The organism is Pseudoalteromonas sp. NFXS53, assembly GCF_056629255.1.
Map to the genome: position 1 here is coordinate 127,084 of NZ_JBWVBR010000008.1, position 21,870 is coordinate 148,953.

Consider the following 21,870-nt stretch of genomic DNA (forward strand, 5'->3'; position numbering starts at 1 on the left):
ATTTGTATCAAGCTTGATACAAATATGCGCAATTGCAATTTTTGCATTTGGCTAGCTCCTTGCACTTTTCTACTTTGGCAAGCGCTTATCCATTTTTTTGGCACTAAAAGCCTAAACGATGTTAATAAGACGTTTTCTTAATTGGTGTAATAAATTGTAATCACTATTCGCTTGATTTCCCCGATTTAAGGCCCGTCTTTTCCAGTACTTTGCCAATTACACACTACTTTCACCACAAAATTGCTGATAAAGGATTTTATTTAACACCAATTTTTATTGTTTTTTTTGGGATAAATAAAATAGAAGCGTGTGGTGGCTAACCAACCGGAGAAATAAAATGGAAATTCGCTCACAAGTGAAAAGGAACCCTTTAGATGTAGCGCTTTTGTTCAAGAATTCAATTGCACAGCTACTAGACAATAAATTTAATCACTTAACACGTTGTGACTTTGTGGTTGAATATCAAACCTATCATGCTGTTTCACATTATTGGCCCAAATCGGCGCAGTTTGAAAAACCCATTTCAAAAATCCCCATTAATTATCAAAGAAAACAGCTTGGTACATTACATTTACTTGTTGAAGTAAAGCAGGGTTCAAGCGAAGAGCTCGCATTTAAACAATTTGCAAGCCAGCTCGGATTGATGTTTGCAAGGCTCAGAGTTGCACAACTGAGTGACGAAAAATTTGGTCAAAACTTTGCGCTACAAGGTTATAGCGCAGAGATAAACAAACTTGAAAGACTCATAGAAAAGTGTGCCAACACCTTATTCCCCCTCGTCTTAAATGCCCCACCAGGAAGTGAAACACTCGCAACAGCGATTAGCATTCATATGTTAAGTGATAAAAAAACAGGCCCTTTTGTTGAGCTTGATTGCACATCTATTGACGCACATAACTTTGAAAGTAAATTAAAACAAGCATTCGAACAGGCGCAAAATGGCTCTTTGTTAATCGCCAATGTCAGCCATTTGCCGATGTCGCAACAAACTCAGCTCAATACCCTGCTGACTAATCAATATAGCCTAAGACAAAACACGTCTCAGCCCAGGTTACTTTCTAGTAGTGAACACAATTTGTATGCTCGGGTTAATCAGGGGTTATTTTCTCGCAGCCTGTTTGAAAAACTAAGCTTTCTTGAGCTACCTATCCCAAGTATAAAAGACAGAAAAACTGACTTACCTTTACTCATCAATACCTTATTTGACCATCATAAGATTAGCGCCAAGCAAAAGCTTGCAAAAGATTGCTTTGATTTACTCAGCCAGTACGATTGGCCTGGCAATATGATGCAATTAGAGCAAACTCTGGTTAAGTTAATTGCCCTTTCGTATCAAGACGATATCAGCTCAGAGGTACTTAAACAGACACTGCCTGAATTTAGTCAGCAACTAGAAAATAGTGCGGGCCAAACATTAGGTGAGTATCGGAAATCTATCGTCAATATATTGTTTAAAAAACAAGCTACTGAACAAAGAGCGTTACACCCAAGTTTGTTGAAAGCGTTAATTTATATGCAGGACAATTGGCAACAAGAGATCACGTTAACAGGCCTTGCTAATCAAGCATTTGTGAGCCCGTCTCATTTGTCTTACTTATTTAAAAACACATTAAACAAAAGTTTTAAGCAAATTTTGGCTGAACTAAGAATAGAATACGCCAAAGCCATGATAGCTCAAGACCCTAACATTCGTATTACAGATTTATGTTTAGAGGTTGGTTTTGGCGACTTAAGTCACTTCGAAAAAATCTTCCGACGTTATACCGGTATGTCACCTCGTGACTATAAAAAACAGTATAAACCATACCGAATTTAAACAAGCCGATATTCGCGGCAATTGTTAGTGCAATTGCCCGATTAACAAAACGTTGCAACCCCTAATATGACCTTATCGAAACAAGCACGAATAACGGTGATGGAAGACTTAAGCGCACAAATAGAAGACTTAGTTAACCAACAATCACCGCAAGTTTCTCGTGCCATGTTAGTGCAAGCAACAGCACAAGCACTGGGTAATGCAGCGCACAATGCCACTTACTCTCAACAGCAACACAATGTGCTGATCAAAACGAATACCGCCATTGGAGCGAATTTAATTCTCTCTCTTGGCGCCAAGTATGCGAAAGCATAAAAGCTCAAACCGCTTGGAACGAGCAAAATATCAACATGAAGAAGGAAACAAACTATGGCAGCAGCAGCTGGTGGTGCAGCAACACCACTTCAAGTAAATAGCCAAGTCACTGACTCAGTAACGCAAGTGAACACCAGTGTCGTTGGTGAAACACCTGCGATGGCAATGGGTAACGTGCATATGGCAACCAGTCAAGCATTAGGCACAGCAGCGCTCAATGCAACAACAGGTAACCAACAGGCTTCAATCACAATGCAGGCAGCGACAGTACAAGGCGTGAATTCACTGATGTCGATTGGTAGCTCAGTGATCGGCCGCGGTACCTCAGAGATTTTATCTTAATTGAGCGGTTTTGCTTGGCAAAACTTCTCTCTTAACTTTACGACTTAACAGTCAAAATTAACTTAAAGAAAGGAAATTATCATGACAGCAACAGTTAATGGTGCAATCACTGATTCAGTAACTCAAGTAAACACTAAAGTTGTAGGCGAAACGCCAGCAATGGCGATGGGCAACCTATTAATGTCAACAAGCCAAGCATTAAGTAATGCTGCGCACAATGCAACATCAGCACAGCAACAAGCGCAAATTACAATGCAAGCTGCAACTGTGCAAGGTGTTAACTCACTGATGTCAATTGGTGGCTCTGTAGTAGGTCGAAGCGCTGAAGGCATCATCGAAAAAGGCTAATCGCGCTCAGCGCCATACAATGTGTATGGCGCTTTTTAATTCTTAGTTTTATTTATTCTTAACAAGGACCGATTCGGTCACAGGAGAAAATCATGGCAGATGCACTAACAGTAAACCCGCAAGTTACTGATTCAGTTACGCAAGTAAACACTAAAGTTGTAGGTGAAACACCAGCAATGGCAATGGGTAACCTACTCATGTCAACAAGCCAAGCATTAGGTAACGCTGCACACAATGCAACAGCGGCACAACAACAAGCTGCAATCACAATGCAAGCTGCAACTGTGCAGGGTGTTAATTCATTGATGTCTATTGGTAGTTCAGTGATTGGCCGCAGTGCTGAAAGCATTATTGAGCCAGGCGCTTAATCACTTTTTCTGATGCCTTCAGGCCCTTACTTGCCTTGCAACTAAGGGCTTTTTTGCAGGAGTAAAATATGAGTAATCTAAACCAAGCCCCTGAGGCAGGTGAGTCTGCAGTTAATAGCGCACAACAGTCAATCGCCCAATCTACCGCCCTGGCGATGGCAGATGCAACTGACAATTTACGTAACCTCAATACCTTAAGTACCACTGCAATTGGTGTCGCGTTATCACAATTTCTAGAAACGGGTGATAGCAAGTATGTTGAAGCTATTTCAACGGCACAATCTATTGTCTCTCAAGGTGCTGAAAACTTCAGTGTGGTGGGCGAAAAAATTGCCACTGTGTTACACGAGACCGCCGAATAGTCCCTATGGGGATGAGTTTTATTGCCTTAATCATCCCCGTATTTTCAGTAAAAAGCCCCGATTTTGTTCAAGCGATAGGCGATAAACTGTATTTAATTTCTAACTAATCTACGCAGTTTTTGCGTGCTTAAAGCAAGGACAAAGCAATGAGTGACGAACAAAATACCACAAACCAAGTACCTGAAGGCAACCACCCATTTTCACAGCAACCAACCAGTATGGTTGAAGCTACCCTTGCTGAGACATTGGGTTTGTCGATGCATAATGCGATCACCAACCAACAAAGTGCACAAATGACGACTTCTGCGTCGATCACCAATGCCTGTGCTCGATTATTGCAAACACCGACTCATTTACCTGCGTCGACTCAACCAAATAATACAGCGACTCAAGCTCCACCAGTCCCCTTGCAGCTTGACCAAGATGCAGATATTGAAGATGTAGAGCCTGAAGAGGAAGTAACGCCCCCGCCTCCACAAAAAAAGCGCTTCAACTTGTTTAACTTTTTAGGCAAAAAACCCAAAGAGTCAACTGACGATGAATAGTACCGAAACAATTCAAGCTCATTGTGCTGAGCAATTAGCACAAATCACTGCGCTCACAAAAAGCAAGCAGCAAGAGGTTAATGCACTCCTGCAAGGCAATAAAAAAGTGTTAAACGAGCATCAACCTTTTGAAGAAGCGAGCAAAATTTCTAAACACGTTGACGCCATGCTGAATGACGTTGACAAAACACTCACTCAAGCCATGTCAGCACTCAGTGAACAACTTGGTGTGCCGGCAACGCAAGAAGACAATCAAACGGAATAAGGACTCATTATGGCCGACAAACAACTCAATAAAGTCAATGAACAGATCACAGACTCTATTACTCAAGTAAATACCAAAGTACTGGCAGATACCCCTGCGATGGCAATGGGTAATTTCTACACCGCGCTCGGTTTATCACTGTCAAACGCAGGGAATAATGCCACCAGCGCACAGCAAAATGCTAATATCATGGCGCAAGCTGCAACCGTGCAGGGTGTTAATGCGCTCGGTGCAATTGGCAGTGCGGTACTGGGCCGTACCACTGAAGAATTAATTGAGAAAGGCTAACTCAATTTTATAGCATATTTGGGGGCTAGATTAGCTCCCATTGTTATCTAGGAGTAAGCATGTCTGATAGCAACGAAAAAACCATTTCTGACATCATCACACAGCTGTCTGACTCAAGCCTCGCAGACACCGTGGGCTTAATGATGCAAAATGCCGTGACCATTCAGCAAAGTTCGCAAACAGTGAGTACGGCTTCTGTCAGTACTTCATGCGCCATGATCTTATCGCAAGGTTAATCTCGCACTATCATGTCGGATGTCAATGCACGCAAAAAAGCTGAACAAGCCGTAGCCCAGTCTACGGCTATTGCCGTGCAAGACGCCACCGATAATTTAAGAAACCTCAGCACCATTACTACTACTGCCATTGGGGTGGCGTTATCTCAGCTTCTGGCTACGGGCGATCCTAAGTATTCAAAGGTCATTGAAGAGGCGCAAAAAGTGCTCGAAAAAGGCACCGAGCAATTTGCCAACATAGGTAAAGAATCGGCAAAAATCCTCGAACAATTTAAGCCTTAACCTTCTCTCTGCTTTTCTTTGAGATATAAATACAGTGGCAAGCCACACGCGACACCGATGCTCAAGGTAGCAGCTATCGCAAACGCAGCGCCTTTAACTTGATGCTTTTTACTATCGGTTACGATGAAGCAAATAAGCGCAACTGCGGCTATGACCACATCTAACCAAGCTAACACGCTGATATTGTTTGCTGTGATTGCTTGCCAAAGTAATTGTAAATTTAAGCCGTTATCATATAACCAAGGTAATAAGGCCCCATACGGGAGTACAGCGCCCAAAATGGCGAGCAATAAATAAATTTTTGCCATATCTTTTGAATTCCTTTTCTTCACTCACTTAATTAACCTGAACTTTGGTTAAGAGATTTACTAATGTATTGATATTGAAATGATAAGTGATTATTCAAGTCTGCAGTTGGAGATAGATTTATTATCCACAGCTCAGGTTAATTAGTAAATAAATCAAATACATTGCCAAGGGTACTCGTACTACTTTTATAAAACTCTGTATAAGTACAGTGCACACAGGTCACAGCTGTGAATTTTCGATTTTGCATATCGAAAATTTTTGACCAGCCACTGCCCGTTGTTGCAATGGTATCTGTTTCATAATCTCGACAATCACATTTAGGACATTTCCAACCGTTTGACATAACCGCTCCTTTTTAAAATTACTTAACCTGAACTTTGGTTAAGAGATTTACTTACATATTGATATTAAAATAATAAGTGATTTTTCAAGTCTGCAGCCGGAGACTTTTAGCGATAACAAGGCGAATTTGCGCGTCAATAGCTGGTCTATTGCAAGTAAATTCAACGCAGTTAACGTTGAAAGTAGCCGCTGGAGATAGATTTATTATCCAAAGCTCAGGTTACTTAAATATACACATCGTTTTGTGCGGTCAGTTCACCGCCAGCTTCACCCGTATTTACAACGCCTTTTGGCTCAACAATCATTACTTTACATTCATGCTCAGCAAATGGTTTGTGTTCTTCGCCTTTAGCAACAACACACAATTCACCCGCTTTTAGGTGAACGCTTCGATCTCGAAATTCAATACCCATCTCGCCTTCGATGACAATAAACACTTCATCTGTGTCTTTGTGGTCGTGCCAGGTAAACTCGCCCTGAATTTTAACCAGTTTAAACTGGTAGTCGTTCATCTCTGCAATCACTCGAGGTGACCCGGTAACCGGAAAAAAGCTCATTGAATTTAGCAGATTTGTCTGCAAAATTGATCTGATCTTGTTTCATCTTGGCCCCTGTTATCTTAAGTTCTATCAACCAAGCTAAAGCATTTTTATTTAAGACCCAAAGATTTAAACTGAATATCACCAATAAAATTGTAATGAATTATTTTGCTATTTTGTCAGTAAGCCCTAATAGTGATTTCTGATAGGCCAATGGTGTTATGCCAAACCATTTTTTACATGCATGGGTAAATGAAGATTGCTCCACAAAGCCAAGTTCATAGGCGGTTTGCGCAATGGTATTGTGTTTAAGTAAGTTATCTATACGAGATTTACGTTCAGCCTCTAGCATAGCCGAAAAACTAACTTGCTCCGCTTTTAGCTTTCTTTGTAATGTACGCGCACTCATAAAGAGTGCTTCGGCGATACGTTTTTGATCGCAACCCTGTAAGTTACTTGTGGCACTGAGTAAAGTGGCAACTTGCTGTTTAATATTACTATTTCGAATAGATTGAGAAAGCTTGCTTTGAGAGAGCTCAGCTTCAGAAAGTTTAACCAATGCTTGAAACATGGCTTTATTTTCAGAGGTAAATGGAAGTGCCAGAAGTGTTTTATCAAAGCTTATGCGGTTTTCATTAGTCTTTGTTATTACCTCGCAATTAAACCACGCTTTTAACTGTTTAATTTCTGGTGCTGACAAAGCAAAGCTGAATGACACTTGATGAGGAGAAAGCGTTTCACCGAGGATCTTTCTCACCGTGGCAACCCAAGCTGTGGTATTTCGAAGTACCATCTGTTTGCAGTCAGTGGTAAGCGGTTGCCAATCTAAGTGCGCAAATGTGTCAGTAACATTTAGCTGAGTTTGACCTATATCAGCAACCAATGCGTCAAATCGCCTAAGTACGTCTATGGCCTGTGCGAGATTTTCACAGCTTTCGACCAAATAGCCCAGTACACCGTAATCTCTTGCTTGAATGTGCTGGCCCAATTCAAACCCAAACAAGCTAAGCTCTGTGCGCTCTGCACCAAAGTTAAGCAAATCAACATAGGTTTGCATGGCAATGCGCTCAGATGAAAGCTGTGCGATATCACATTTTATCTCTGTTGCAGCAATGCCCTGCGCATTCAAAAAAGCCAAGACACTTTGCAAATATGCATTTGAAACTGACGCCATAACAACCCTGTCGCAAAATAACAAAACCTTGTCGTATTAGCGCAAGAACCTCACTGATTGTCAAATTATGCTGTTAAAAAAACCAAACGTGATTCGATTATGTTAGTCGTTGAATACCAAAAACAGGTTGCTTGTACCACTGATATTTTGCTGAATACCCTGCTTGACCACAGCAATCTTGACCGTTTTTTTAATGCCAAATTCAAAGTACTGAAGCCTGCCGACAAAGGCGAAATGATAGGTGGTAAGGGGTGTATTCGGCAGGTATCAATATTGGGTATCAGTTTTGAGGAGCAAATTACCCAAGCAGACCACACTGGGATTTATTACCGAGTGCTCAATGACTTTCCTGTTCACCAGCACCGTGGTGAAATTCGATTTCATAAAACCGATGAACACACCCAAGTTTCGTATCGAATTCAATGCCAAAGCCCATGGTATATTCCCAAATTTGCGCTCAAAGCCATCCTTCAAAAAGACATACAACAATGCCTAAATAGACTTGGAGATATGTATGCTCCCCGTTGAACTGATTTTACTTGGTCTCAGCCCAATTTTCTTATTATGTGTCGCGCTTGAGTTCTATAAAGCAAGGCAGTATTACAACATAAAAGACAGCTTAAACAACGCTGTGCTTGCGTTGTTGCATCAAGGTAGTGATGCCATCGCGCTCATATTATTGATGCCATTTTTTAATTGGTTACATCTATTTGCCTTGTTTGATATGCCCTTTTCAATTGGCAGTTTATTAGTCGGCTTTTTACTACAAGATTTTTTGTATTATTGGTTTCATCGTGCGTCTCATAATATCCACTGGTTTTGGCTTGCCCATGTGGTCCATCACAGCTCAAAACATATGAACTTCACAACCGCTTTTAGGCAGAGCCTTTTATATCCCCTAGTAGGCATGTGGCTGTTTTGGCTGCCCATGATTTTACTGGGCTTTGCGCCTGCAATCGTGTTTGCCATTGTCGCCCTCAACCTCGCCTTTCAGTTTTTTGTGCATACGCAAACCATAGGCAACTTAGGGTGGCTCGAAAAGGTATTCAACACACCGACACACCATAGAATTCATCACGCCACTAATACACCTTATATTGATAAGAACTATGCCGGCGTTTTAATCATTTGGGACAAGTTATTCGGTACGTTTGTAGAAGAGGATAAAAGCCTCACAATCCGCTATGGTATTGTGGGCCCAGAGCCTAAGAACACGCCATGGAGTACTAACTTTATGCAAGTTAAAATCCTCTATAGGCAAGTGGTAATGGCCAAAGGGGTTATTAGAAAGTTCAAAGTATTGTTTGGATATCCTTCACATCGCTAAACAAATAAACATATGATTTAAAATGTTTATTTTCTCTTATTAAATTCTCGCAGTGACATTAACAATAAACAGGCTCCGCCTACGCCCAATGCAAATAGCTCCCACATTGGCTTGCTCAAACCAAGTAAAAAATACAACACACCAATAACAAGTATGGTGCTTAGGGGGGTGCCAATGGATGCTAATACAAGTGCAAAGTGTTGTTTATGTTTAAAGGCGGAAATTGCACTTGGGATCATAATTAAGATACCCAAACCAGCGAGAAAATAACTCATAAACCTCATATAAGTAGAATAAGGATCATCTGGGAGCGATAATGGTTGAGTTGTAAGCGACAAGGTTAAAATAATTAACCCAATATACAAGCCGTATTGCAGCTTTTGTTTGCGCGACGTTTCAAGTTGATAAGTTTGTTGTAGTTCAGAGACCTCGACCTCAAAAGTTGCTGCTAAACTCATAGCCGTATTCAAAGACGCAGCGCCTTCGGATTCAACTCTTTGCACTGTGCGCACGCTTAGACCTGATGCTAGAGCCAATTGCTCTTGCGGCCAACCTTTATTCATTCTTAACTGACGGACTTTTTCTTTAGAAATGTTCACTTGCTTATTCATTATGGTTTTTAGGGTTGTATTTAAACATTTTCAGCAGATTACATAGTTTATATAAAAACCGTCACGACAGTTTCCCGCCAACTTCTTGAAAACATCGACATAGAAACACAACCATTTGTTTTTATTGCTTATTTTAAATTTTCTTAATTTAATACTTTTTGCATCACCGCTACTTCTACGCCTCGGTAATTAACCTGTGTTTCAATCTCCCAGCCAAGTTTGGCATAAAGGCCACCATTCAAAGATTCTGTCTGCAAGTGTAGGTGGTTTATATTGAGTTCAATGGCACGTTTTTCTGCATGCTGAACCAATTGGGATGCGATGTGCTGTCCTCTGTAGTCTGGGTTAACATACACACCGCCCAGCCAATGTGTTTTTTCGGGATAAATGGTCATTTCACGGTACTTAATTTGTACAGCGCCCACCAGGGTATCTCCTTCAACCGCTAAGATGATTAATGGAATACCATCAATGTTTAAATACGCTTTGAGTTTCTCTTGAAATGCAAACTCGGTGCTGTTTTCAACATACTCGCCCCATTCATCAAAATACCACTCGGCTAACTGTTTGATATGTTGAGGATGCTTGGCTAAATACGTCCATTCAATGGTCATGGCTACTTCCTTATGTATCGGTTAAGTACATGATGAACATAACGAAAGGTGAGGTTAAAGCCAACCAAAAAGTTTATTTGATAAATGTGGGAAAGGACTATTTGAAAGAGATAAGAGGTTTGGCGACACATCCAATGTCATCGCAACACCAAACCCCACAGAATTTAATTTAGGTTTTCTTCAATGAACACAGATTTTTCGATTTGCTGAAAAATACTGTTGTAGTATTCAGGATCAGTCACCATTTTAGTATCAACAATTTCACCGTCACTATTCATACGTTTACCAACAGCATTAATACGTACTGTACTCACGCCCGATAACTCAGTAACGTTTGCTGAAATATCTACCACTAAAATATCTTCGAAATTATTATCACCAAAAATCCAATTCAGACCAAAGGTTAAATAAGTTGCGACCGCTTTAGTGACTATTTCGGCGCCATTAAGCTCAGTAGAGCTATAATGCGCAATCACCACACCAGAGTTGGCGTCAGACGACTTTAAAGTGAAGCCTCTGTCTAATAAGGCATTGATTAACCCTTTATAGACTCGAATATGATCTGAAGTTTGATACTCTTTGGTTTGTAAACTTCGTACTTCCATTGTCGACATTTGCGTCTTGTTCGAGGCACAGCCAACAAGAAATAAAGCCACACAAGCTGCAATGACTAATTTCAGTTTAAACATGCTTATACCTCAATTAAAACTTACTGCGGTGGTAAGCAATCGAAGCAACATTATCTTGCGCATCAAATTTAATGATTACGGTAAGTGTTTTAGAGCTCACTTGGCTAGAGCCTTGCTCTGAAGAAATAATACCGCCACCATTACCAGAGAAGTAACCTAACGCACCGCCTGTGGTTTGATATACCTGCTCTTTTGAAAAGCGATCATATACCCAAACTTCATTGCCTTCAGGGTTAGTTTTAACAATATTTGGGCTACCAAGTGCTGTCAACACGTCTGTTGACGGCATACCAGTTGTTATTTCTTTTTGCACAACACCCACAGTTAATTGATTGGTATTGTCGTCTTTTTCAGCGTTTGGCGAAGTCGCACAACCAGAAAGTACCGCAGTTAAAGCTATTGCAGCTAAACAACCATATTGTTTTTTCATCTTGTTTTCCCTAAAGAATAATTGTTATGGTTCAATATTTTTGCACATTTTCAAACAAAAAAATACCCAATTCAGCTCCACTAAAGAGCAAAGGTTTTATAAAACTATACTCTTTCTTTTTTATACCATTTACTATTGGCATATTTGAAGTGATTCAATAACTTACTGCGTATTCCTACTTCTTTTAAGCAAAAATACAAATGATAAACACAGTTATAATGCTCAATATTGTAATTTGGTGCATAGCGACTGGTGAGATGCTGATAGAGCTCGTCAATTTTGGCTTCATTTTTTGATAGTAGCAGTGGCTGCTTATAGATAACTTTCCCTTTGCGCGGAATAGATTCTCTAATATAACCGTTAAAGCCAAAACCATGCGCTGCAGCGGTTTTATGGGTTAAGTCACTTACTACCAAACACGCATGTTTACGATACAGTGGGTGCTGCTCAGGCAGCCTGAGCAGATCGGTGGCATAGGAGTGGCGAATATAAGCGGTTATTAGAAACTTGCTCATTAAACACTTTCTTAAAATTGCAAAAACAACCGTAAGCCTGAGTGTCTCGCTTGCACCCTATTACTTTGCTCATCAGGCCACTGCCATTGATTAAACACGGATACCGAGGCCATGTCATGCAAGGTATATTTGAGCCAGGCTTCTCCTTGATGTATTTCATTATCTTGCTGGGCTTGCTGTCTTTCAGTCGCAACACCTAAACCAAACTGCCAGTTATTCTGCGTCCATGTTGAAGCCAGACTCAAAGTTGAATGGGTCAGTGTTTGTTTAGGCTCTGGAGAAGTAATATCTTTTTGTGCTTCAGCGTCACTTTGCTGTTGCTTGGTAAGGCCTGCTCTCACCAACAAAGCAAGCTCTCCCATGCTAAATGGTTGATGATATTGTAAGGCAGAGTACATACCCGTTGCCGCTTCGGCCTGATTTTTCCAAGCACCCAAATGTACTTCTGAGTTGTTAACGCGCCATTTCACTTCACTGGCGATAAATAGTTGGCTATTACCTTGTGTGAGTACATCAGCGTAATTACCTTGTTTATCCGCCAACCCTTCACTGCGACTCACTAATAAAGTGTATCCCACCTCATTCTCGCTGGGTTGTTTTAGGTAGCGTATGCCCAAGGTGTAATCTGGGGTGTAAACGCTGGTGTTATTCACCAAAGCTGGCAGTAAAAACTGGGTGTTTTCGTCATTGGCAATGCCATTGGTATCGACACCGCCTTCGATATCTAACAAACCAATGGTAAGTTCGGTGTCTGTTTTGCTATTTGGCTGTTTAAATACGCCTGAGTCTTGCCAAAAAAATGTAGAAACTTGTGCCCTGCCTGCTTCATTAGCATCTTGTGTTGTCAGCACGTCGGCACTACTTTCGAATAATGCGAACATTGCTTGTCCTTGCTCATCGGGCGTTTGGCTGTACTCGATACCAAGCTGAATTAATTGTTGCGTGTTCAATTGCAGACCAAGATCAATATTGGCCGAAAATAATGAGCTCGAAAGCCCTTGCTTAGTGTTTTGCTGTGTAGTCCAAAGCGTTGATGCATCAATCGTGAGAGCTTGCTCATCTTTTGGCATATAAGCTTGGCTGTGGATAGAAAACAAGACACCAGAAATAAACAGTTTAAGGGTTATAAGTAACTGAACTACTTTACCAATACCATGCCGTCTAGCGCTGATTTTTAAAGAAAAAAGGGATTGCCTCATAGTGTGACTCTGCTGCTAAAAAATCACACTTTAAGTAAGATTGAAATCAATAAATTGGGGAAAACCTCTGACTAATCAGGCTTTTTTATCACCTAGTCGACTCGCAATGTTATCCATCAATGCAAACATGATTTCAACGTTGTAACCAAGCACAAACGCGAACAGCATAGGTGAATAACTACCTTGTGGTACCCCTGTGCCCTCCCCCATCAACATACTACTAGACACACCGGCAACACCACCGAGCAAAATACGTAAGTTGTAATCTAAACAGAGTTTTTTGGAAAACGTACCACGCTTGAAGTCAAGGTGTAGGTTTCTCAATACCAAAGTTAATGCGCCTAATAGCCCATACAGCAGGGGTAAAATATAATTCGCCAATAAGTTAACCACATATTCGGCCGAAAGCCGGGAGTCAAAGAATGCTTGGCGTGCTTGATGAAGCACAAACTCTCTGTCTAACTCCGAGATCTTATCTTTTAGCTGTGTAATTTGCTTAGCGTTTTCATGACTTCGTGACTGCTCAGTAATGAAGTCTAATTGCGCCGTTAACTTGGCTTTTTTCTGCTGATATTTAAATTTATCAAACTCCGAAATAGTCACTTCGTGGCTAAAACCCAATCGCCAATATGTGTTCCATCTGAGTAACAAGGTACGATTTGCATCAAACTCCTGATCAAGCTCTTGCTCTTTGCGCTTTATGGCTAGCCACTCTGAACTTGCTTTGTGTGAGGGGGTTAAACTCAGTACCTGTAGCTTTTCTCGAAACTCATTGCGTTCTGCGAATAACGCATGGGTTTTATGAATTACCCCGATTCCAACCATATAATAAGTTTGCAAGCTCACTGTCAGTGCAATAATGGCACATACTAACAACCCGTAATATAAAGGAATACGATGTACTTGTTTGAATTGCTTAGGAAAGCGCATCTGCCAAGAATGACTAGGATTACTGTCACGAATACTCACCACACTAGCCGGCGCAACTTGTTTGACTAGTGCATTAAAGTATTGCCAAAACGCCGCTTCATCTTCTTCTGAGAGTGTTTTTTGTTCGTTAAACTCAGTTTTAATTCTAAGTACGTCTTTAAGTAATTTGCCGTCAAGCTGTAAGCCTTGACGACAAATGTAAGCCACCAGCAATTCCAGCTCTGCCATTGCTTCCTCTAGCTCTGTCATAACTGTCAGCCCTATTTATTTAAAGCTGTGTCGGAGACACAATCAAGCCGCCAACTTTCATCGGCTCTCCTTGGCTATTGAAAATATGCAGGGCATCTTCTAAGAAGTTAATGGGGAGGCTGGTGATTTCATCAGGTTTTCGCATCAAGTTTATGGCAATATCAGGTGCTTTTACTAAACCTACGGGTAACTCACCAGGTTTGCCTTTGTGCATTAGAATACGTTTCGCATAGTTTGCCGCTAAACGGGCGTTACTTTCAAAGCTAACACCTATAGCCATAAAGACACTACGCTCACCACCTTCAACATGACTCGGCGTGACACTCAGCACAGGCACATTTTGCGCATAGACGTTAATCAGATCGACATTTTCATAAAGCTCCGAGCTACCTGTCACCAAAAAGGCCTTGGCTTGGTTCGATTTCTCAAGCTCAACAAATGCTTGCATTTTGCGCTCAAGATTATGATTTGGGTCTTTTAAATCCACTCCTATTTCGCTCACCTTTACTTTATATGCCTCTTGGAGGCTCAGAAACGGTTTTACCTGTGTCACCACTGAACTAGTGTTATTGGTATCATAAATAATTGCCAAGTCTGTGAGATCTGATAAGAACTTAGATTTGATATAGGCCAGCTGCGTATCTACATTAATGTTCAAAGATGTATAAGCAATGTTTGTTTGGCTTTTCATCAACACGGGATCGACATAACCCATGGCTATCGGATCTTTACTACAGGCACTGACAACTGGAATGGCGCCATTTTTGTAATTTCGACTTACAAAATCAGTTGCCTTCGAGCCCATTGAAAAAATGAGGTCGAACTGTTTTAACTGCGCCCATGCAACCATGGCTTCGGCTTCAACTTCATTGCCTTCATAATTAAACAAAGTAAAATTGGTTTTTATGCCTGAGTTCCTAAAATCACGGGCAATCTCTGCAGTAGAAATATCATAGGCGGTGGACCATTTTGGTGATAAAACCAAAATATTAAATTGCGGGTCGGGATAGCGATTTAACTCCGCTTGCTCTTTCAATCGCCCTGTTTTGGCGCTTTTTACAAAACGCTTTTTACAAGTTAAACCATTGTGCTCTGGCGCAACCTTTTGATAAGCGATAAACATTCTATCGCAGAAACCCACTTCAAAAGCCTGAGCTTTGAACACACATAAAAAAACTGTGAAAAACAGCGTCAATATTACTTGTCCTTTTGACATGTTAACCTCATTAAAATATAAAAAATAAACCCCATAACAATGAAAATAAAACCCACTAAAGATAAGTTAGTATTTACTTTGTCATTGCTATCCTGTACCAAAATTACCGCTGTCAGCATGGGACCCAATACCGCCCCCATACGTTCTAAAAATCGATAATTAGCCGCGGTAATGTCACTGCCAAATTGTTTAGCGTATTGACTACTCAGCATCACCCCGACCAATGGGCTGCCCAGAGTGCCCTGAAAGAATCCGACCATAAGTACCGCAATCACAATAACGCTCACAGACAGCAGCTCTTGATAGCTTTGCAATGACCCATAGTGACTTAAGGAGTGCGCCATCCACTCAAAACTGGCTATGAGCATAATGCTTAACCCTGCGCCAATAACACTCAAACTAATGGCTCGCAATTGGTTATTGGCATTGGGCTTAGCAAAATGTGTTGCAATCAGGATTGCGAAGAAATACAAGGCAATGATTTGCCCAGCGATATTAGGGTCTGCAAACTGTTGGTTGATAAGTACAGGGATATAAATCAAGATCACCCCGGTATGTATGGCTTTGATTGGGATGGCGATAAGTAGTAAGCATTGCTGCAATTGCCTATCTTTAAACATCATTAATAAGTCTGTTAGTAACCCCTTGCTTGCAGAAGGTTTAACATCGTCATCACCGCTTGTATCGACTGCCAGCTCTATAGATTGATTCAGACTATAAAGAAATGTCAGGCCGCCAATGACAGCTGCACTCATAAATACCCCTGAAAAACCTAAAATTGGCACCACGACCGCCCCTACAGACACCCCAGCGATGGCACCAATATAAAAACCAATTAATAATTGATTACTCGCTGAAAACTGAGGGTGAGATAGAGCGATCCGTAAAAACTGACTTTGTACACAGATCACCAATAATCCCTGTGACATACCTGACAGCAACCTTGCAATTGCTAGTAATTCAGCTTCAACAAAATAGGCAAGCACAAGCAATGATAGACTATTTACCACCAAGGCCAAGCGCAGCATGGTTTGCACCCCAAAGCGTCTAACCCACACCGCAGCAGGCACCATGACACAAGCAAATCCTAAGAAGTACAAACTGAATACCAACTGTAATTCGCCGCTACTAAGCGCCAGTGTTTGCCTTAAGTAAGCTGGAAAAAAAGATAAGGTGATAGACTCAAGCAAGACACCCAACACAAAAATGGCTCGAATTGCTCGATAGCTACTCGGTAAAGCAGACTTGCTCACTTTACTGCTTCGCTGACTGCTGACTACGGCTTCAACTAAGACATTCAAAATCAATAATAAAGCAGCTAACAAAATGAAAATATTGCGAACGGCCTTCCACAATTTTTGATATATGTCGTTACTTAGCACCTCACTACACACTTGATAATCAGACAATCCGATTTGTCGACAGTTTGTTATGACCCCCTCTTTGTTATCTAGTCCTGATGCTTCATCCAACTTAGACACATTCAAACTGTGCAAAATACTGTTATTAACCCGATAAGGCTCTAATAACTCATCAACACCACGTACCTGATGGTCTAAATCAAACCCCATATCAGTCACTTCACTCAAACGCTGCGACAATAAATCAAGCACCGCATCACTTTGACCAATAATTTTAGTTTGATATAGAGAAAAAGAGGTCATCACCAATTGCACGGTAAGTAAGCTAAACACACAATAAAACGCCCACTTCAAGGTGCTGGCCTTAGCTTGTTTTTGGAAAAGCCCCGCCACAAGAAAGGTAAAAATGATGAAAACCCAAGGTATTGAATCGATAATCTTGCCAAATGCTTGATGGATTTCTTGATTGAAAATACCCGCAGTCAGGGCGATTGAAAGCACGCCTACATCAGCGGTATTAGTTGCCAATGGCAGTTGCAAAACATATTGCTGTGAGGCTGCTTTAGGCATTACTAGTCCCAGAATATCAATGTCGATTTGCTCAACGAGTTGTCCTGGAGCTGCTGAGCAAGATAAGGGAATGAGACCACTGTTTTGCCTGTCAGCTTGCGCATAAATGGGTTTTATTTCAGCCCGTTCGACCCCTTGTGTTTGCAATGCAAAAGTATGTACTTGCGGTGCAAACCCTTTGTATTCAATCGGCATACCTAAGCTGAGCGACTGATTAATTTGCTGACGTAAGATATGTGATTGATTACAAATATTTTTAAGCACCAACTCTGGGGCTACCCGATATGCTTCACCCGCAGCAATAAACACTATCACAGCAACACACAATAATAAGGTGACTTGCAATTGAACAGTTTGCTTTAGCAAGTACATTAGTCCAGTGCGATTTACTGCCTCATGTTGCTCTTCTGGGTTATGCATAACCTCTGGCTCTACTGACATGGCGCACCTATACGTGCTAACAGCGCATGATATTTAGGTGTTCGATGCAAAGATAAATGGCTCAAACTGACTTGAACTAAATAGTCTAAAAATTGCGTGTACGAGACTTTGAGCTCTTGCAAACCCATTGCAACCAAGCTGCCTGTACCATTATGTACAGCCCCTAGATCAGGTTTGGGGTTTGCTTCAAGAACGCATAGCTGTCCTTTTGAATCCATTCTCAAATCGAGCCTAAACAAGCCATATAAGTTCAAAACAGAAAAGAGCTTTTTACAATAAGCTGTCACCGTCTCATTAAGGTGCGCTTGTCGCTCATCGGATAATGTAATGATGGAGTCCGTACCGATTGGCTTGATATCCATTGACGTAAATATGCGATTGCCTGGCCCTAAATTGCGCTGATAAATACCAAAACAAGTGGGCGAAGCCAGCTCACCCATAGTTGGGATCACCGAAGCACAATATTCATCTCCTGATAAAAACTGCTCAATTAAAACGGCACTTTGCGTGTGTGCAAATACCTGCTGACAAACCTCATTTAGCTCACTCAAAGAGCTAACCACATGCACATGGTTAGAGGCCCGCCCCGATACAGGTTTAACAATAAGTTTAGCATCGCCAAAGAAGTGAAGTTTGTTATGCCTGAGCACCAATTCTTCAGCTGTATTTGGCTTTTCTGGGTGCCAAAGCACATACTCTGCGGTAGGAATAGCAAGTTGCTGTAACAGTTTTTTAAACAAAAACTTATTATCCATAAGTGCGGCATTAAGCGGTGTATGACCAACATAAGGGATACCCAAACTTTCTAACAGCGCGGCACCATGGCAACAAGGGTCAGCACCTTGCATCCCTCCCGTATTTAGCCAAGCAAAGTCGATTTTATTTTCAGCTAATTGCCTAGCCAAATGCTGATCATCGGCCAAGCAGATAACATGATTAAATCCTGCTTGCTCTAGACCCACCTTGATATCATTCGCCACCTTTTGATAGCTTTTCCAACTACGAGTGTTATAACTTCGATAAATCACTGAACCTACTTGTGCAGGATCAGCAGAATAAATCACCGCAATACGCCCATTTAACTTCAATGTATTCAGTGCCGTATTTACAGACATCGCCTTCACTCCTTAAAACTGCCAAGCCAAACCTAATACATGGCTGTATTCTCCGGTTTTACTTTTTCGTCTTAACAAGTAGCTGACTTGCGCGCCCATTAAGGCATTTTTTAATGTGAAAGCAAAAGGTACAAGGCGGTATTCAGTAAGCTGATAGTCTTCATCTAAAATCCACTCTTGGCGAATGTGAAAGCGCTTAATATGAGCGAGTGATGCATCTTTATCTGCACTTACTCTAATACGATAGCGACCATTGGTTTCGCTGTCTTTTTCAATATATTCAACGCGATTGCGTAAACCCAAACGCCATCCACTGGCTAGTTTTCCTGATGAAAACGACGCTTCTAGTTCTAAACGTTGTAACTGGTCATCACCTGAGGTGTTATACAAGCGAATGAACTTACCTGCTGTAGCGACTTTCACATGTTCGTTAAAATTGTAACTCAGCTTGGGTCCTGCAAAAAAGCCACTCAAGTCATCTACTCCATTTTTAGTTCTCAACTCGGTGTAGAATGAACTTGAAACCGACCCTTGTTTAAAAAGCTTTTTATTCGCCGACACCCATAATTGCTGATCTTCTGCATTTATCTTTGCTGCGAACAACCCGCATGTCACAAACAACAACGACCATAAAACCTGTTTCATAAATATCCTCTTTAATCTCATTTATGTGTTTTGAAACAGCCTTAGTATGTTGTTTTAAAAAAGTGTTTAATCGGTGGAATGGTTCATAAAATCAGGGGATTATATTTAACTTTGTGGTATTGATAAGACGCGAAGTAAGTTCGCTGCTACCGAGATTTATTTTTGTTTGGGACTAAATAACCTTAGGTAGTACCGACTTCATGTCGGGTTATAGTTGAATTTAAAAAATGAGCTTACAGCTACCGACATATACTCGGTAGCATAGATATTAAGCCAAACTTGGTGTGTTACCAGCATCTTGCAATGACGCAGTCACATGTTGATAGTTTTGATACGCTTTTAAACCGCGTTCAAACACATTCGCACTTTGCGGTTTTAAAGAGAGCTCACTCTTACAGCAGCTACATGTAAAAGATTTACCCTGAAGCAATAAATTAGGCTCAATCACAATAGGGCTTTTACGCCCTTCTGATTCACAATATGGACAATCAATTATTGTACTCATGCGCTATTTTAACCTCCTTTTCCATCGGCTTTCGTCCCATCACCACTGATGATCACAGGCGAAATGTTGTCTGTGTAAGCTTTAATGATCACCCCTACTCCTTCGGGTAGAGGCAACTGACCTGCATGTACTTTGACATCGTAAGTCGCTTTGTTGCTCTTATTATACTTTTCAGTCTCACTATTCTTACTTTCATTCGAATATGAAACCGAGCCTGATACTTCCGTAGAGCCCAAGCCGTAATTCAGCTTCTGTGTAAACGATGCCTCAGCGCCGACAGACTGGCTTTGTTCATTACTTTTCTCATGAGAAAAGCTCGATTTCACTTCCATATTAAAATGAATGTTCACGTCATCAACCGCGAGCGCATTCAAAGGAAGCAAGGTCAGTAATGGCAAATGAATTTCTGACTCAACCGATGATTGAGTTGTGGTGATTTCTCCATCTTTATTGCTGGTGGTAAGCACTGGGCGTTTCAATGTTAACGCCACCATAATTGGCTCGAGCATTTCACCTTTAAACTCAGAGTCTTGTGACTTACTTTCCGTTTTATTGAAACAGGTATCTAACATAAACTGTACTTGCGTCATCGCCATTTTATGGTTGGCCTGTGCAGCCGCCATTAATGGCCCGCCAATTAAGTCTTTCATTGGCAAACCGCTGAATTGTTGCGCCATCGACAGCAGCGCAGGCCCTTGATTTACACTCATGGTATTTTCCTTTCGTTATGTATGAGCATATAAGGTTAAAGGCTTTTAAATTTGAACAATCGTGTAAAACAGGTTTCTACTCGGCGGATTTTACGCCTTGAGATCCCAGTTCTGCCCGAGTTTTAAGAAAGTTAAATCGCTATTGTGTGAAAAATTTTAAATGGACCTGCATATGATCAACCTACAAGAATTCGTTCAAACTATACACACTGCCACTGCAGCTGCGGGCGAAGCATTAATACAAAAAAACCTCGGCCTCATTGACCAATTTTTTGAGCCTGTTGATGATGAGACTGAACAGACATCCTCAGGTAATGCCCGAAAAGCTGCGATTAATTCACGCACTGAAACACAAACACCCCATGAAGAGCCTCCGGTGCAGGTAATGAAACCACGTATGGTCGCGGTACAATATCCAAAAACCACCAAGGAAGGCGCCAGTATTCAAACGGTCAATGTGCCTTTGATCACTCTAGTGCCCCTTTCTCAAGTTGAGCTCAAAGAGATGGAATTTGCCACTGAACTGGAACTCAGCGTAAACGGTGAAGACTTACAAGTGTCCTTCCCAAAACGCACAGCCAAGAGTCAAGATTTAGCCGCTGAAGGAGCTAACTTAGGCAATGGCGGCAAGGCGAAACTAGAAGTGAAAATTGCCGCCATGGAAACCCCTGATGGCTTACGTTATTTGGTTGATGGATATGAACGTGCGCTACGTTCTCAGATCCCTGGGTAATTGTTTTGACCAGTTCATTAAATAGTTCAAAAGTGAAAATCAGTGATGCAGATCCACTCTTAAACCAGCTTGCCGGTGCACTCTATAAAGCACAACAAATGACAGAAGTAGACAAATACCATGCATTACTGAACCGCTTAAATATTAATTCACAGGAAGAGTTAGAGGCCAAAACAGTGTGCATAAGCATGCCCGTTTACAATGATGATAAAACTCTCACACATACCCTGATTGAAACGCCTTTGTTAAGCTTATTCCCATTGTCATTCTTGCAAATAGAGCATGTTAAACTCGACGTAGACCTATTTCTTGAACACGCTGAGGAGACCAAACCCAACCTCACTTTTAAAGCTAAATCCGGTTTGTTTTCGAAAAACCAGCCTTGTAAGTTGAGTGTGAAATTAGATAGAAAAAGCGGCCTATCTTCAAACCTCGTGGTAGACAATCAGTAGGCGCTCTTTTCACCTAGCGCAAACTCT

Annotated in this window: 32 protein-coding genes; 15 read left to right on the forward strand and 17 right to left on the reverse strand. The window is 41.2% G+C overall.

From position 1 onward, the window contains the following. The first annotated feature begins 337 nt into the window (after window positions 1–337). The 11 genes from AC1HJP_RS10595 (at window position 338) to AC1HJP_RS10645 (ending at window position 5,167) form a co-directional block, all read left to right on the forward strand. Window positions 338–1,816 carry a helix-turn-helix domain-containing protein gene (locus AC1HJP_RS10595; protein WP_480361789.1) on the forward strand — a complete coding sequence of 493 codons (1,479 nt, stop codon included), beginning with the start codon at window positions 338–340 and terminating at the stop codon, window positions 1,814–1,816. Between the two features lie 66 nt (window positions 1,817–1,882). Further along, window positions 1,883–2,131, forward strand: coding sequence for a RebB family R body protein (locus AC1HJP_RS10600; protein WP_240721972.1), 249 nt, complete (start codon window positions 1,883–1,885; stop codon window positions 2,129–2,131). A 54-nt stretch (window positions 2,132–2,185) separates the two neighbouring features. Beyond that, complete coding sequence (locus tag AC1HJP_RS10605; RefSeq protein ID WP_480361790.1) at window positions 2,186–2,473, forward strand: RebB family R body protein; 288 nt, start codon at window positions 2,186–2,188, stop codon at window positions 2,471–2,473. Window positions 2,474–2,548: 75 nt separating this feature from the next. Continuing rightward, window positions 2,549–2,821, forward strand: coding sequence for a RebB family R body protein (locus AC1HJP_RS10610; protein ID WP_390446018.1), 273 nt, complete (start codon window positions 2,549–2,551; stop codon window positions 2,819–2,821). A gap of 92 nt (window positions 2,822–2,913) precedes the next feature. Beyond that, window positions 2,914–3,189: a RebB family R body protein gene (locus AC1HJP_RS10615; protein ID WP_058029387.1), complete on the forward strand. Its 276-nt coding sequence runs from the start codon at window positions 2,914–2,916 to the stop codon at window positions 3,187–3,189. Window positions 3,190–3,257: 68 nt separating this feature from the next. Further along, a complete protein-coding gene (locus AC1HJP_RS10620; RefSeq protein WP_058029386.1) occupies window positions 3,258–3,551 on the forward strand; it encodes a hypothetical protein in 294 nt (97 codons plus the stop codon). 146 nt (window positions 3,552–3,697) lie between these two features. Next, window positions 3,698–4,096 carry a RebB family R body protein gene (locus AC1HJP_RS10625; protein WP_480361791.1) on the forward strand — a complete coding sequence of 133 codons (399 nt, stop codon included), beginning with the start codon at window positions 3,698–3,700 and terminating at the stop codon, window positions 4,094–4,096. Then, window positions 4,089–4,361, forward strand: a complete 273-nt coding sequence (locus AC1HJP_RS10630; RefSeq protein WP_480361792.1) for a hypothetical protein — start codon at window positions 4,089–4,091, stop codon at window positions 4,359–4,361. The genes AC1HJP_RS10625 and AC1HJP_RS10630 overlap by 8 nt, the downstream gene beginning before the upstream one ends. A 9-nt stretch (window positions 4,362–4,370) precedes the next feature. Further along, window positions 4,371–4,649, forward strand: a complete 279-nt coding sequence (locus AC1HJP_RS10635; protein WP_058029384.1) for a RebB family R body protein — start codon at window positions 4,371–4,373, stop codon at window positions 4,647–4,649. A 59-nt stretch (window positions 4,650–4,708) separates the two neighbouring features. Continuing rightward, window positions 4,709–4,885 (forward strand): RebB family R body protein, encoded by a 177-nt coding sequence (locus AC1HJP_RS10640; protein WP_083496525.1) that lies wholly within the window; start codon window positions 4,709–4,711, stop codon window positions 4,883–4,885. Between the two features lie 12 nt (window positions 4,886–4,897). Beyond that, window positions 4,898–5,167, forward strand: coding sequence for a hypothetical protein (locus AC1HJP_RS10645; protein ID WP_058029383.1), 270 nt, complete (start codon window positions 4,898–4,900; stop codon window positions 5,165–5,167). Here AC1HJP_RS10645 and AC1HJP_RS10650 read toward each other — a convergent pair. The 4 genes from AC1HJP_RS10650 to AC1HJP_RS10665 form a co-directional block, all read right to left on the reverse strand. Next, window positions 5,164–5,475, reverse strand: coding sequence for a DUF2834 domain-containing protein (locus tag AC1HJP_RS10650; RefSeq protein WP_480361793.1), 312 nt, complete (start codon window positions 5,473–5,475; stop codon window positions 5,164–5,166). The two genes, AC1HJP_RS10645 and AC1HJP_RS10650, sit on opposite strands and share 4 nt — an antisense overlap. Window positions 5,476–5,612: 137 nt before the next feature. Then, a complete protein-coding gene (locus AC1HJP_RS10655) occupies window positions 5,613–5,819 on the reverse strand; it encodes a zinc ribbon domain-containing protein (protein ID WP_058029381.1) in 207 nt (68 codons plus the stop codon). A 223-nt stretch (window positions 5,820–6,042) separates the two neighbouring features. Continuing rightward, a complete protein-coding gene (locus tag AC1HJP_RS10660; RefSeq protein ID WP_480361794.1) occupies window positions 6,043–6,375 on the reverse strand; it encodes a cupin domain-containing protein in 333 nt (110 codons plus the stop codon). Between the two features lie 145 nt (window positions 6,376–6,520). Beyond that, complete coding sequence (locus tag AC1HJP_RS10665; protein ID WP_480361795.1) at window positions 6,521–7,531, reverse strand: AraC family transcriptional regulator; 1,011 nt, start codon at window positions 7,529–7,531, stop codon at window positions 6,521–6,523. 99 nt (window positions 7,532–7,630) lie between these two features. Here AC1HJP_RS10665 and AC1HJP_RS10670 point away from each other — a divergent pair, with 99 nt between their 5' ends. Beyond that, on the forward strand, window positions 7,631–8,059 hold the full coding sequence (locus tag AC1HJP_RS10670; protein WP_480361796.1) for an SRPBCC family protein: 429 nt from the start codon (window positions 7,631–7,633) through the stop codon (window positions 8,057–8,059). Continuing rightward, window positions 8,046–8,858, forward strand: coding sequence for a sterol desaturase family protein (locus AC1HJP_RS10675; protein WP_480361797.1), 813 nt, complete (start codon window positions 8,046–8,048; stop codon window positions 8,856–8,858). Before AC1HJP_RS10670 ends, AC1HJP_RS10675 begins: the two co-directional genes overlap by 14 nt. 26 nt (window positions 8,859–8,884) lie before the next feature. Here the strand turns inward: AC1HJP_RS10675 and AC1HJP_RS10680 are convergent, their stop codons facing one another. The 13 genes from AC1HJP_RS10680 to AC1HJP_RS10740 form a co-directional block, all read right to left on the reverse strand. Continuing rightward, entirely contained in the window at window positions 8,885–9,469 is a 585-nt protein-coding gene (locus AC1HJP_RS10680; protein WP_480361798.1) for a helix-turn-helix domain-containing protein, read from the reverse strand. Window positions 9,470–9,612: 143 nt separating this feature from the next. Next, entirely contained in the window at window positions 9,613–10,083 is a 471-nt protein-coding gene (locus AC1HJP_RS10685) for a GNAT family N-acetyltransferase (protein ID WP_480361799.1), read from the reverse strand. Window positions 10,084–10,247: 164 nt separating this feature from the next. Then, on the reverse strand, window positions 10,248–10,772 hold the full coding sequence (locus AC1HJP_RS10690) for a hypothetical protein (protein ID WP_480361800.1): 525 nt from the start codon (window positions 10,770–10,772) through the stop codon (window positions 10,248–10,250). Between the two features lie 13 nt (window positions 10,773–10,785). Then, entirely contained in the window at window positions 10,786–11,202 is a 417-nt protein-coding gene (locus AC1HJP_RS10695) for a hypothetical protein (protein WP_480361801.1), read from the reverse strand. 104 nt (window positions 11,203–11,306) lie between these two features. Then, a complete protein-coding gene (locus AC1HJP_RS10700) occupies window positions 11,307–11,717 on the reverse strand; it encodes a hypothetical protein (protein ID WP_480361802.1) in 411 nt (136 codons plus the stop codon). 11 nt (window positions 11,718–11,728) lie between these two features. Beyond that, window positions 11,729–12,916 (reverse strand): hypothetical protein, encoded by a 1,188-nt coding sequence (locus AC1HJP_RS10705; RefSeq protein WP_480361803.1) that lies wholly within the window; start codon window positions 12,914–12,916, stop codon window positions 11,729–11,731. 75 nt (window positions 12,917–12,991) lie between these two features. Continuing rightward, the gene (locus AC1HJP_RS10710; RefSeq protein WP_480361804.1) at window positions 12,992–14,095 is read right to left on the reverse strand and encodes a hypothetical protein; all 1,104 of its coding nucleotides are present in this window, start codon (window positions 14,093–14,095) and stop codon (window positions 12,992–12,994) included. Between the two features lie 19 nt (window positions 14,096–14,114). Beyond that, a complete protein-coding gene (locus tag AC1HJP_RS10715; protein ID WP_480361805.1) occupies window positions 14,115–15,311 on the reverse strand; it encodes an ABC transporter substrate-binding protein in 1,197 nt (398 codons plus the stop codon). Beyond that, window positions 15,293–17,683: an MFS transporter gene (locus tag AC1HJP_RS10720; RefSeq protein ID WP_480361806.1), complete on the reverse strand. Its 2,391-nt coding sequence runs from the start codon at window positions 17,681–17,683 to the stop codon at window positions 15,293–15,295. The genes AC1HJP_RS10715 and AC1HJP_RS10720 overlap by 19 nt, the downstream gene beginning before the upstream one ends. Further along, on the reverse strand, window positions 17,674–18,798 hold the full coding sequence (locus AC1HJP_RS10725) for an ATP-grasp domain-containing protein (protein ID WP_480361807.1): 1,125 nt from the start codon (window positions 18,796–18,798) through the stop codon (window positions 17,674–17,676). Before AC1HJP_RS10725 ends, AC1HJP_RS10720 begins: the two co-directional genes overlap by 10 nt. 12 nt (window positions 18,799–18,810) lie before the next feature. Beyond that, window positions 18,811–19,443, reverse strand: coding sequence for a DUF2490 domain-containing protein (locus AC1HJP_RS10730; RefSeq protein ID WP_480361808.1), 633 nt, complete (start codon window positions 19,441–19,443; stop codon window positions 18,811–18,813). 268 nt (window positions 19,444–19,711) lie between these two features. Continuing rightward, on the reverse strand, window positions 19,712–19,948 hold the full coding sequence (locus tag AC1HJP_RS10735; RefSeq protein WP_349285802.1) for a hypothetical protein: 237 nt from the start codon (window positions 19,946–19,948) through the stop codon (window positions 19,712–19,714). Window positions 19,949–19,956: 8 nt separating this feature from the next. Continuing rightward, entirely contained in the window at window positions 19,957–20,658 is a 702-nt protein-coding gene (locus tag AC1HJP_RS10740; protein ID WP_480361809.1) for a DUF2589 domain-containing protein, read from the reverse strand. Between the two features lie 172 nt (window positions 20,659–20,830). Here AC1HJP_RS10740 and AC1HJP_RS10745 point away from each other — a divergent pair, with 172 nt between their 5' ends. Both AC1HJP_RS10745 and AC1HJP_RS10750 read left to right on the forward strand, forming a co-directional pair. Further along, on the forward strand, window positions 20,831–21,391 hold the full coding sequence (locus AC1HJP_RS10745) for a DUF2589 domain-containing protein (protein ID WP_480361810.1): 561 nt from the start codon (window positions 20,831–20,833) through the stop codon (window positions 21,389–21,391). 5 nt (window positions 21,392–21,396) lie between these two features. After that, entirely contained in the window at window positions 21,397–21,843 is a 447-nt protein-coding gene (locus AC1HJP_RS10750; protein ID WP_480361811.1) for a DUF2589 domain-containing protein, read from the forward strand. Window positions 21,844–21,870: the final 27 nt, after the last annotated feature.

Coding starts and splice junctions, on each gene's coding strand:
- AC1HJP_RS10595 (WP_480361789.1), top strand. CDS start 338: ATGGAAATTCGCTCACAAGTGAAAAGGAACCCTTTAGATGTAGCGCTT.
- AC1HJP_RS10600 (WP_240721972.1), top strand. CDS start 1,883: ATGACCTTATCGAAACAAGCACGAATAACGGTGATGGAAGACTTAAGC.
- AC1HJP_RS10605 (WP_480361790.1), top strand. CDS start 2,186: ATGGCAGCAGCAGCTGGTGGTGCAGCAACACCACTTCAAGTAAATAGC.
- AC1HJP_RS10615 (WP_058029387.1), top strand. CDS start 2,914: ATGGCAGATGCACTAACAGTAAACCCGCAAGTTACTGATTCAGTTACG.
- AC1HJP_RS10620 (WP_058029386.1), top strand. CDS start 3,258: ATGAGTAATCTAAACCAAGCCCCTGAGGCAGGTGAGTCTGCAGTTAAT.
- AC1HJP_RS10625 (WP_480361791.1), top strand. CDS start 3,698: ATGAGTGACGAACAAAATACCACAAACCAAGTACCTGAAGGCAACCAC.
- AC1HJP_RS10630 (WP_480361792.1), top strand. CDS start 4,089: ATGAATAGTACCGAAACAATTCAAGCTCATTGTGCTGAGCAATTAGCA.
- AC1HJP_RS10635 (WP_058029384.1), top strand. CDS start 4,371: ATGGCCGACAAACAACTCAATAAAGTCAATGAACAGATCACAGACTCT.
- AC1HJP_RS10640 (WP_083496525.1), top strand. CDS start 4,709: ATGTCTGATAGCAACGAAAAAACCATTTCTGACATCATCACACAGCTG.
- AC1HJP_RS10645 (WP_058029383.1), top strand. CDS start 4,898: ATGTCGGATGTCAATGCACGCAAAAAAGCTGAACAAGCCGTAGCCCAG.
- AC1HJP_RS10650 (WP_480361793.1), bottom strand. CDS start 5,475: ATGGCAAAAATTTATTTATTGCTCGCCATTTTGGGCGCTGTACTCCCG.
- AC1HJP_RS10655 (WP_058029381.1), bottom strand. CDS start 5,819: ATGTCAAACGGTTGGAAATGTCCTAAATGTGATTGTCGAGATTATGAA.
- AC1HJP_RS10660 (WP_480361794.1), bottom strand. CDS start 6,375: ATGAGCTTTTTTCCGGTTACCGGGTCACCTCGAGTGATTGCAGAGATG.
- AC1HJP_RS10665 (WP_480361795.1), bottom strand. CDS start 7,531: ATGGCGTCAGTTTCAAATGCATATTTGCAAAGTGTCTTGGCTTTTTTG.
- AC1HJP_RS10670 (WP_480361796.1), top strand. CDS start 7,631: ATGTTAGTCGTTGAATACCAAAAACAGGTTGCTTGTACCACTGATATT.
- AC1HJP_RS10675 (WP_480361797.1), top strand. CDS start 8,046: ATGCTCCCCGTTGAACTGATTTTACTTGGTCTCAGCCCAATTTTCTTA.
- AC1HJP_RS10680 (WP_480361798.1), bottom strand. CDS start 9,469: ATGAATAAGCAAGTGAACATTTCTAAAGAAAAAGTCCGTCAGTTAAGA.
- AC1HJP_RS10685 (WP_480361799.1), bottom strand. CDS start 10,083: ATGACCATTGAATGGACGTATTTAGCCAAGCATCCTCAACATATCAAA.
- AC1HJP_RS10690 (WP_480361800.1), bottom strand. CDS start 10,772: ATGTTTAAACTGAAATTAGTCATTGCAGCTTGTGTGGCTTTATTTCTT.
- AC1HJP_RS10695 (WP_480361801.1), bottom strand. CDS start 11,202: ATGAAAAAACAATATGGTTGTTTAGCTGCAATAGCTTTAACTGCGGTA.
- AC1HJP_RS10700 (WP_480361802.1), bottom strand. CDS start 11,717: ATGAGCAAGTTTCTAATAACCGCTTATATTCGCCACTCCTATGCCACC.
- AC1HJP_RS10705 (WP_480361803.1), bottom strand. CDS start 12,916: ATGAGGCAATCCCTTTTTTCTTTAAAAATCAGCGCTAGACGGCATGGT.
- AC1HJP_RS10710 (WP_480361804.1), bottom strand. CDS start 14,095: ATGACAGAGCTAGAGGAAGCAATGGCAGAGCTGGAATTGCTGGTGGCT.
- AC1HJP_RS10715 (WP_480361805.1), bottom strand. CDS start 15,311: ATGTCAAAAGGACAAGTAATATTGACGCTGTTTTTCACAGTTTTTTTA.
- AC1HJP_RS10720 (WP_480361806.1), bottom strand. CDS start 17,683: ATGTCAGTAGAGCCAGAGGTTATGCATAACCCAGAAGAGCAACATGAG.
- AC1HJP_RS10725 (WP_480361807.1), bottom strand. CDS start 18,798: ATGTCTGTAAATACGGCACTGAATACATTGAAGTTAAATGGGCGTATT.
- AC1HJP_RS10730 (WP_480361808.1), bottom strand. CDS start 19,443: ATGAAACAGGTTTTATGGTCGTTGTTGTTTGTGACATGCGGGTTGTTC.
- AC1HJP_RS10735 (WP_349285802.1), bottom strand. CDS start 19,948: ATGAGTACAATAATTGATTGTCCATATTGTGAATCAGAAGGGCGTAAA.
- AC1HJP_RS10740 (WP_480361809.1), bottom strand. CDS start 20,658: ATGAGTGTAAATCAAGGGCCTGCGCTGCTGTCGATGGCGCAACAATTC.
- AC1HJP_RS10745 (WP_480361810.1), top strand. CDS start 20,831: ATGATCAACCTACAAGAATTCGTTCAAACTATACACACTGCCACTGCA.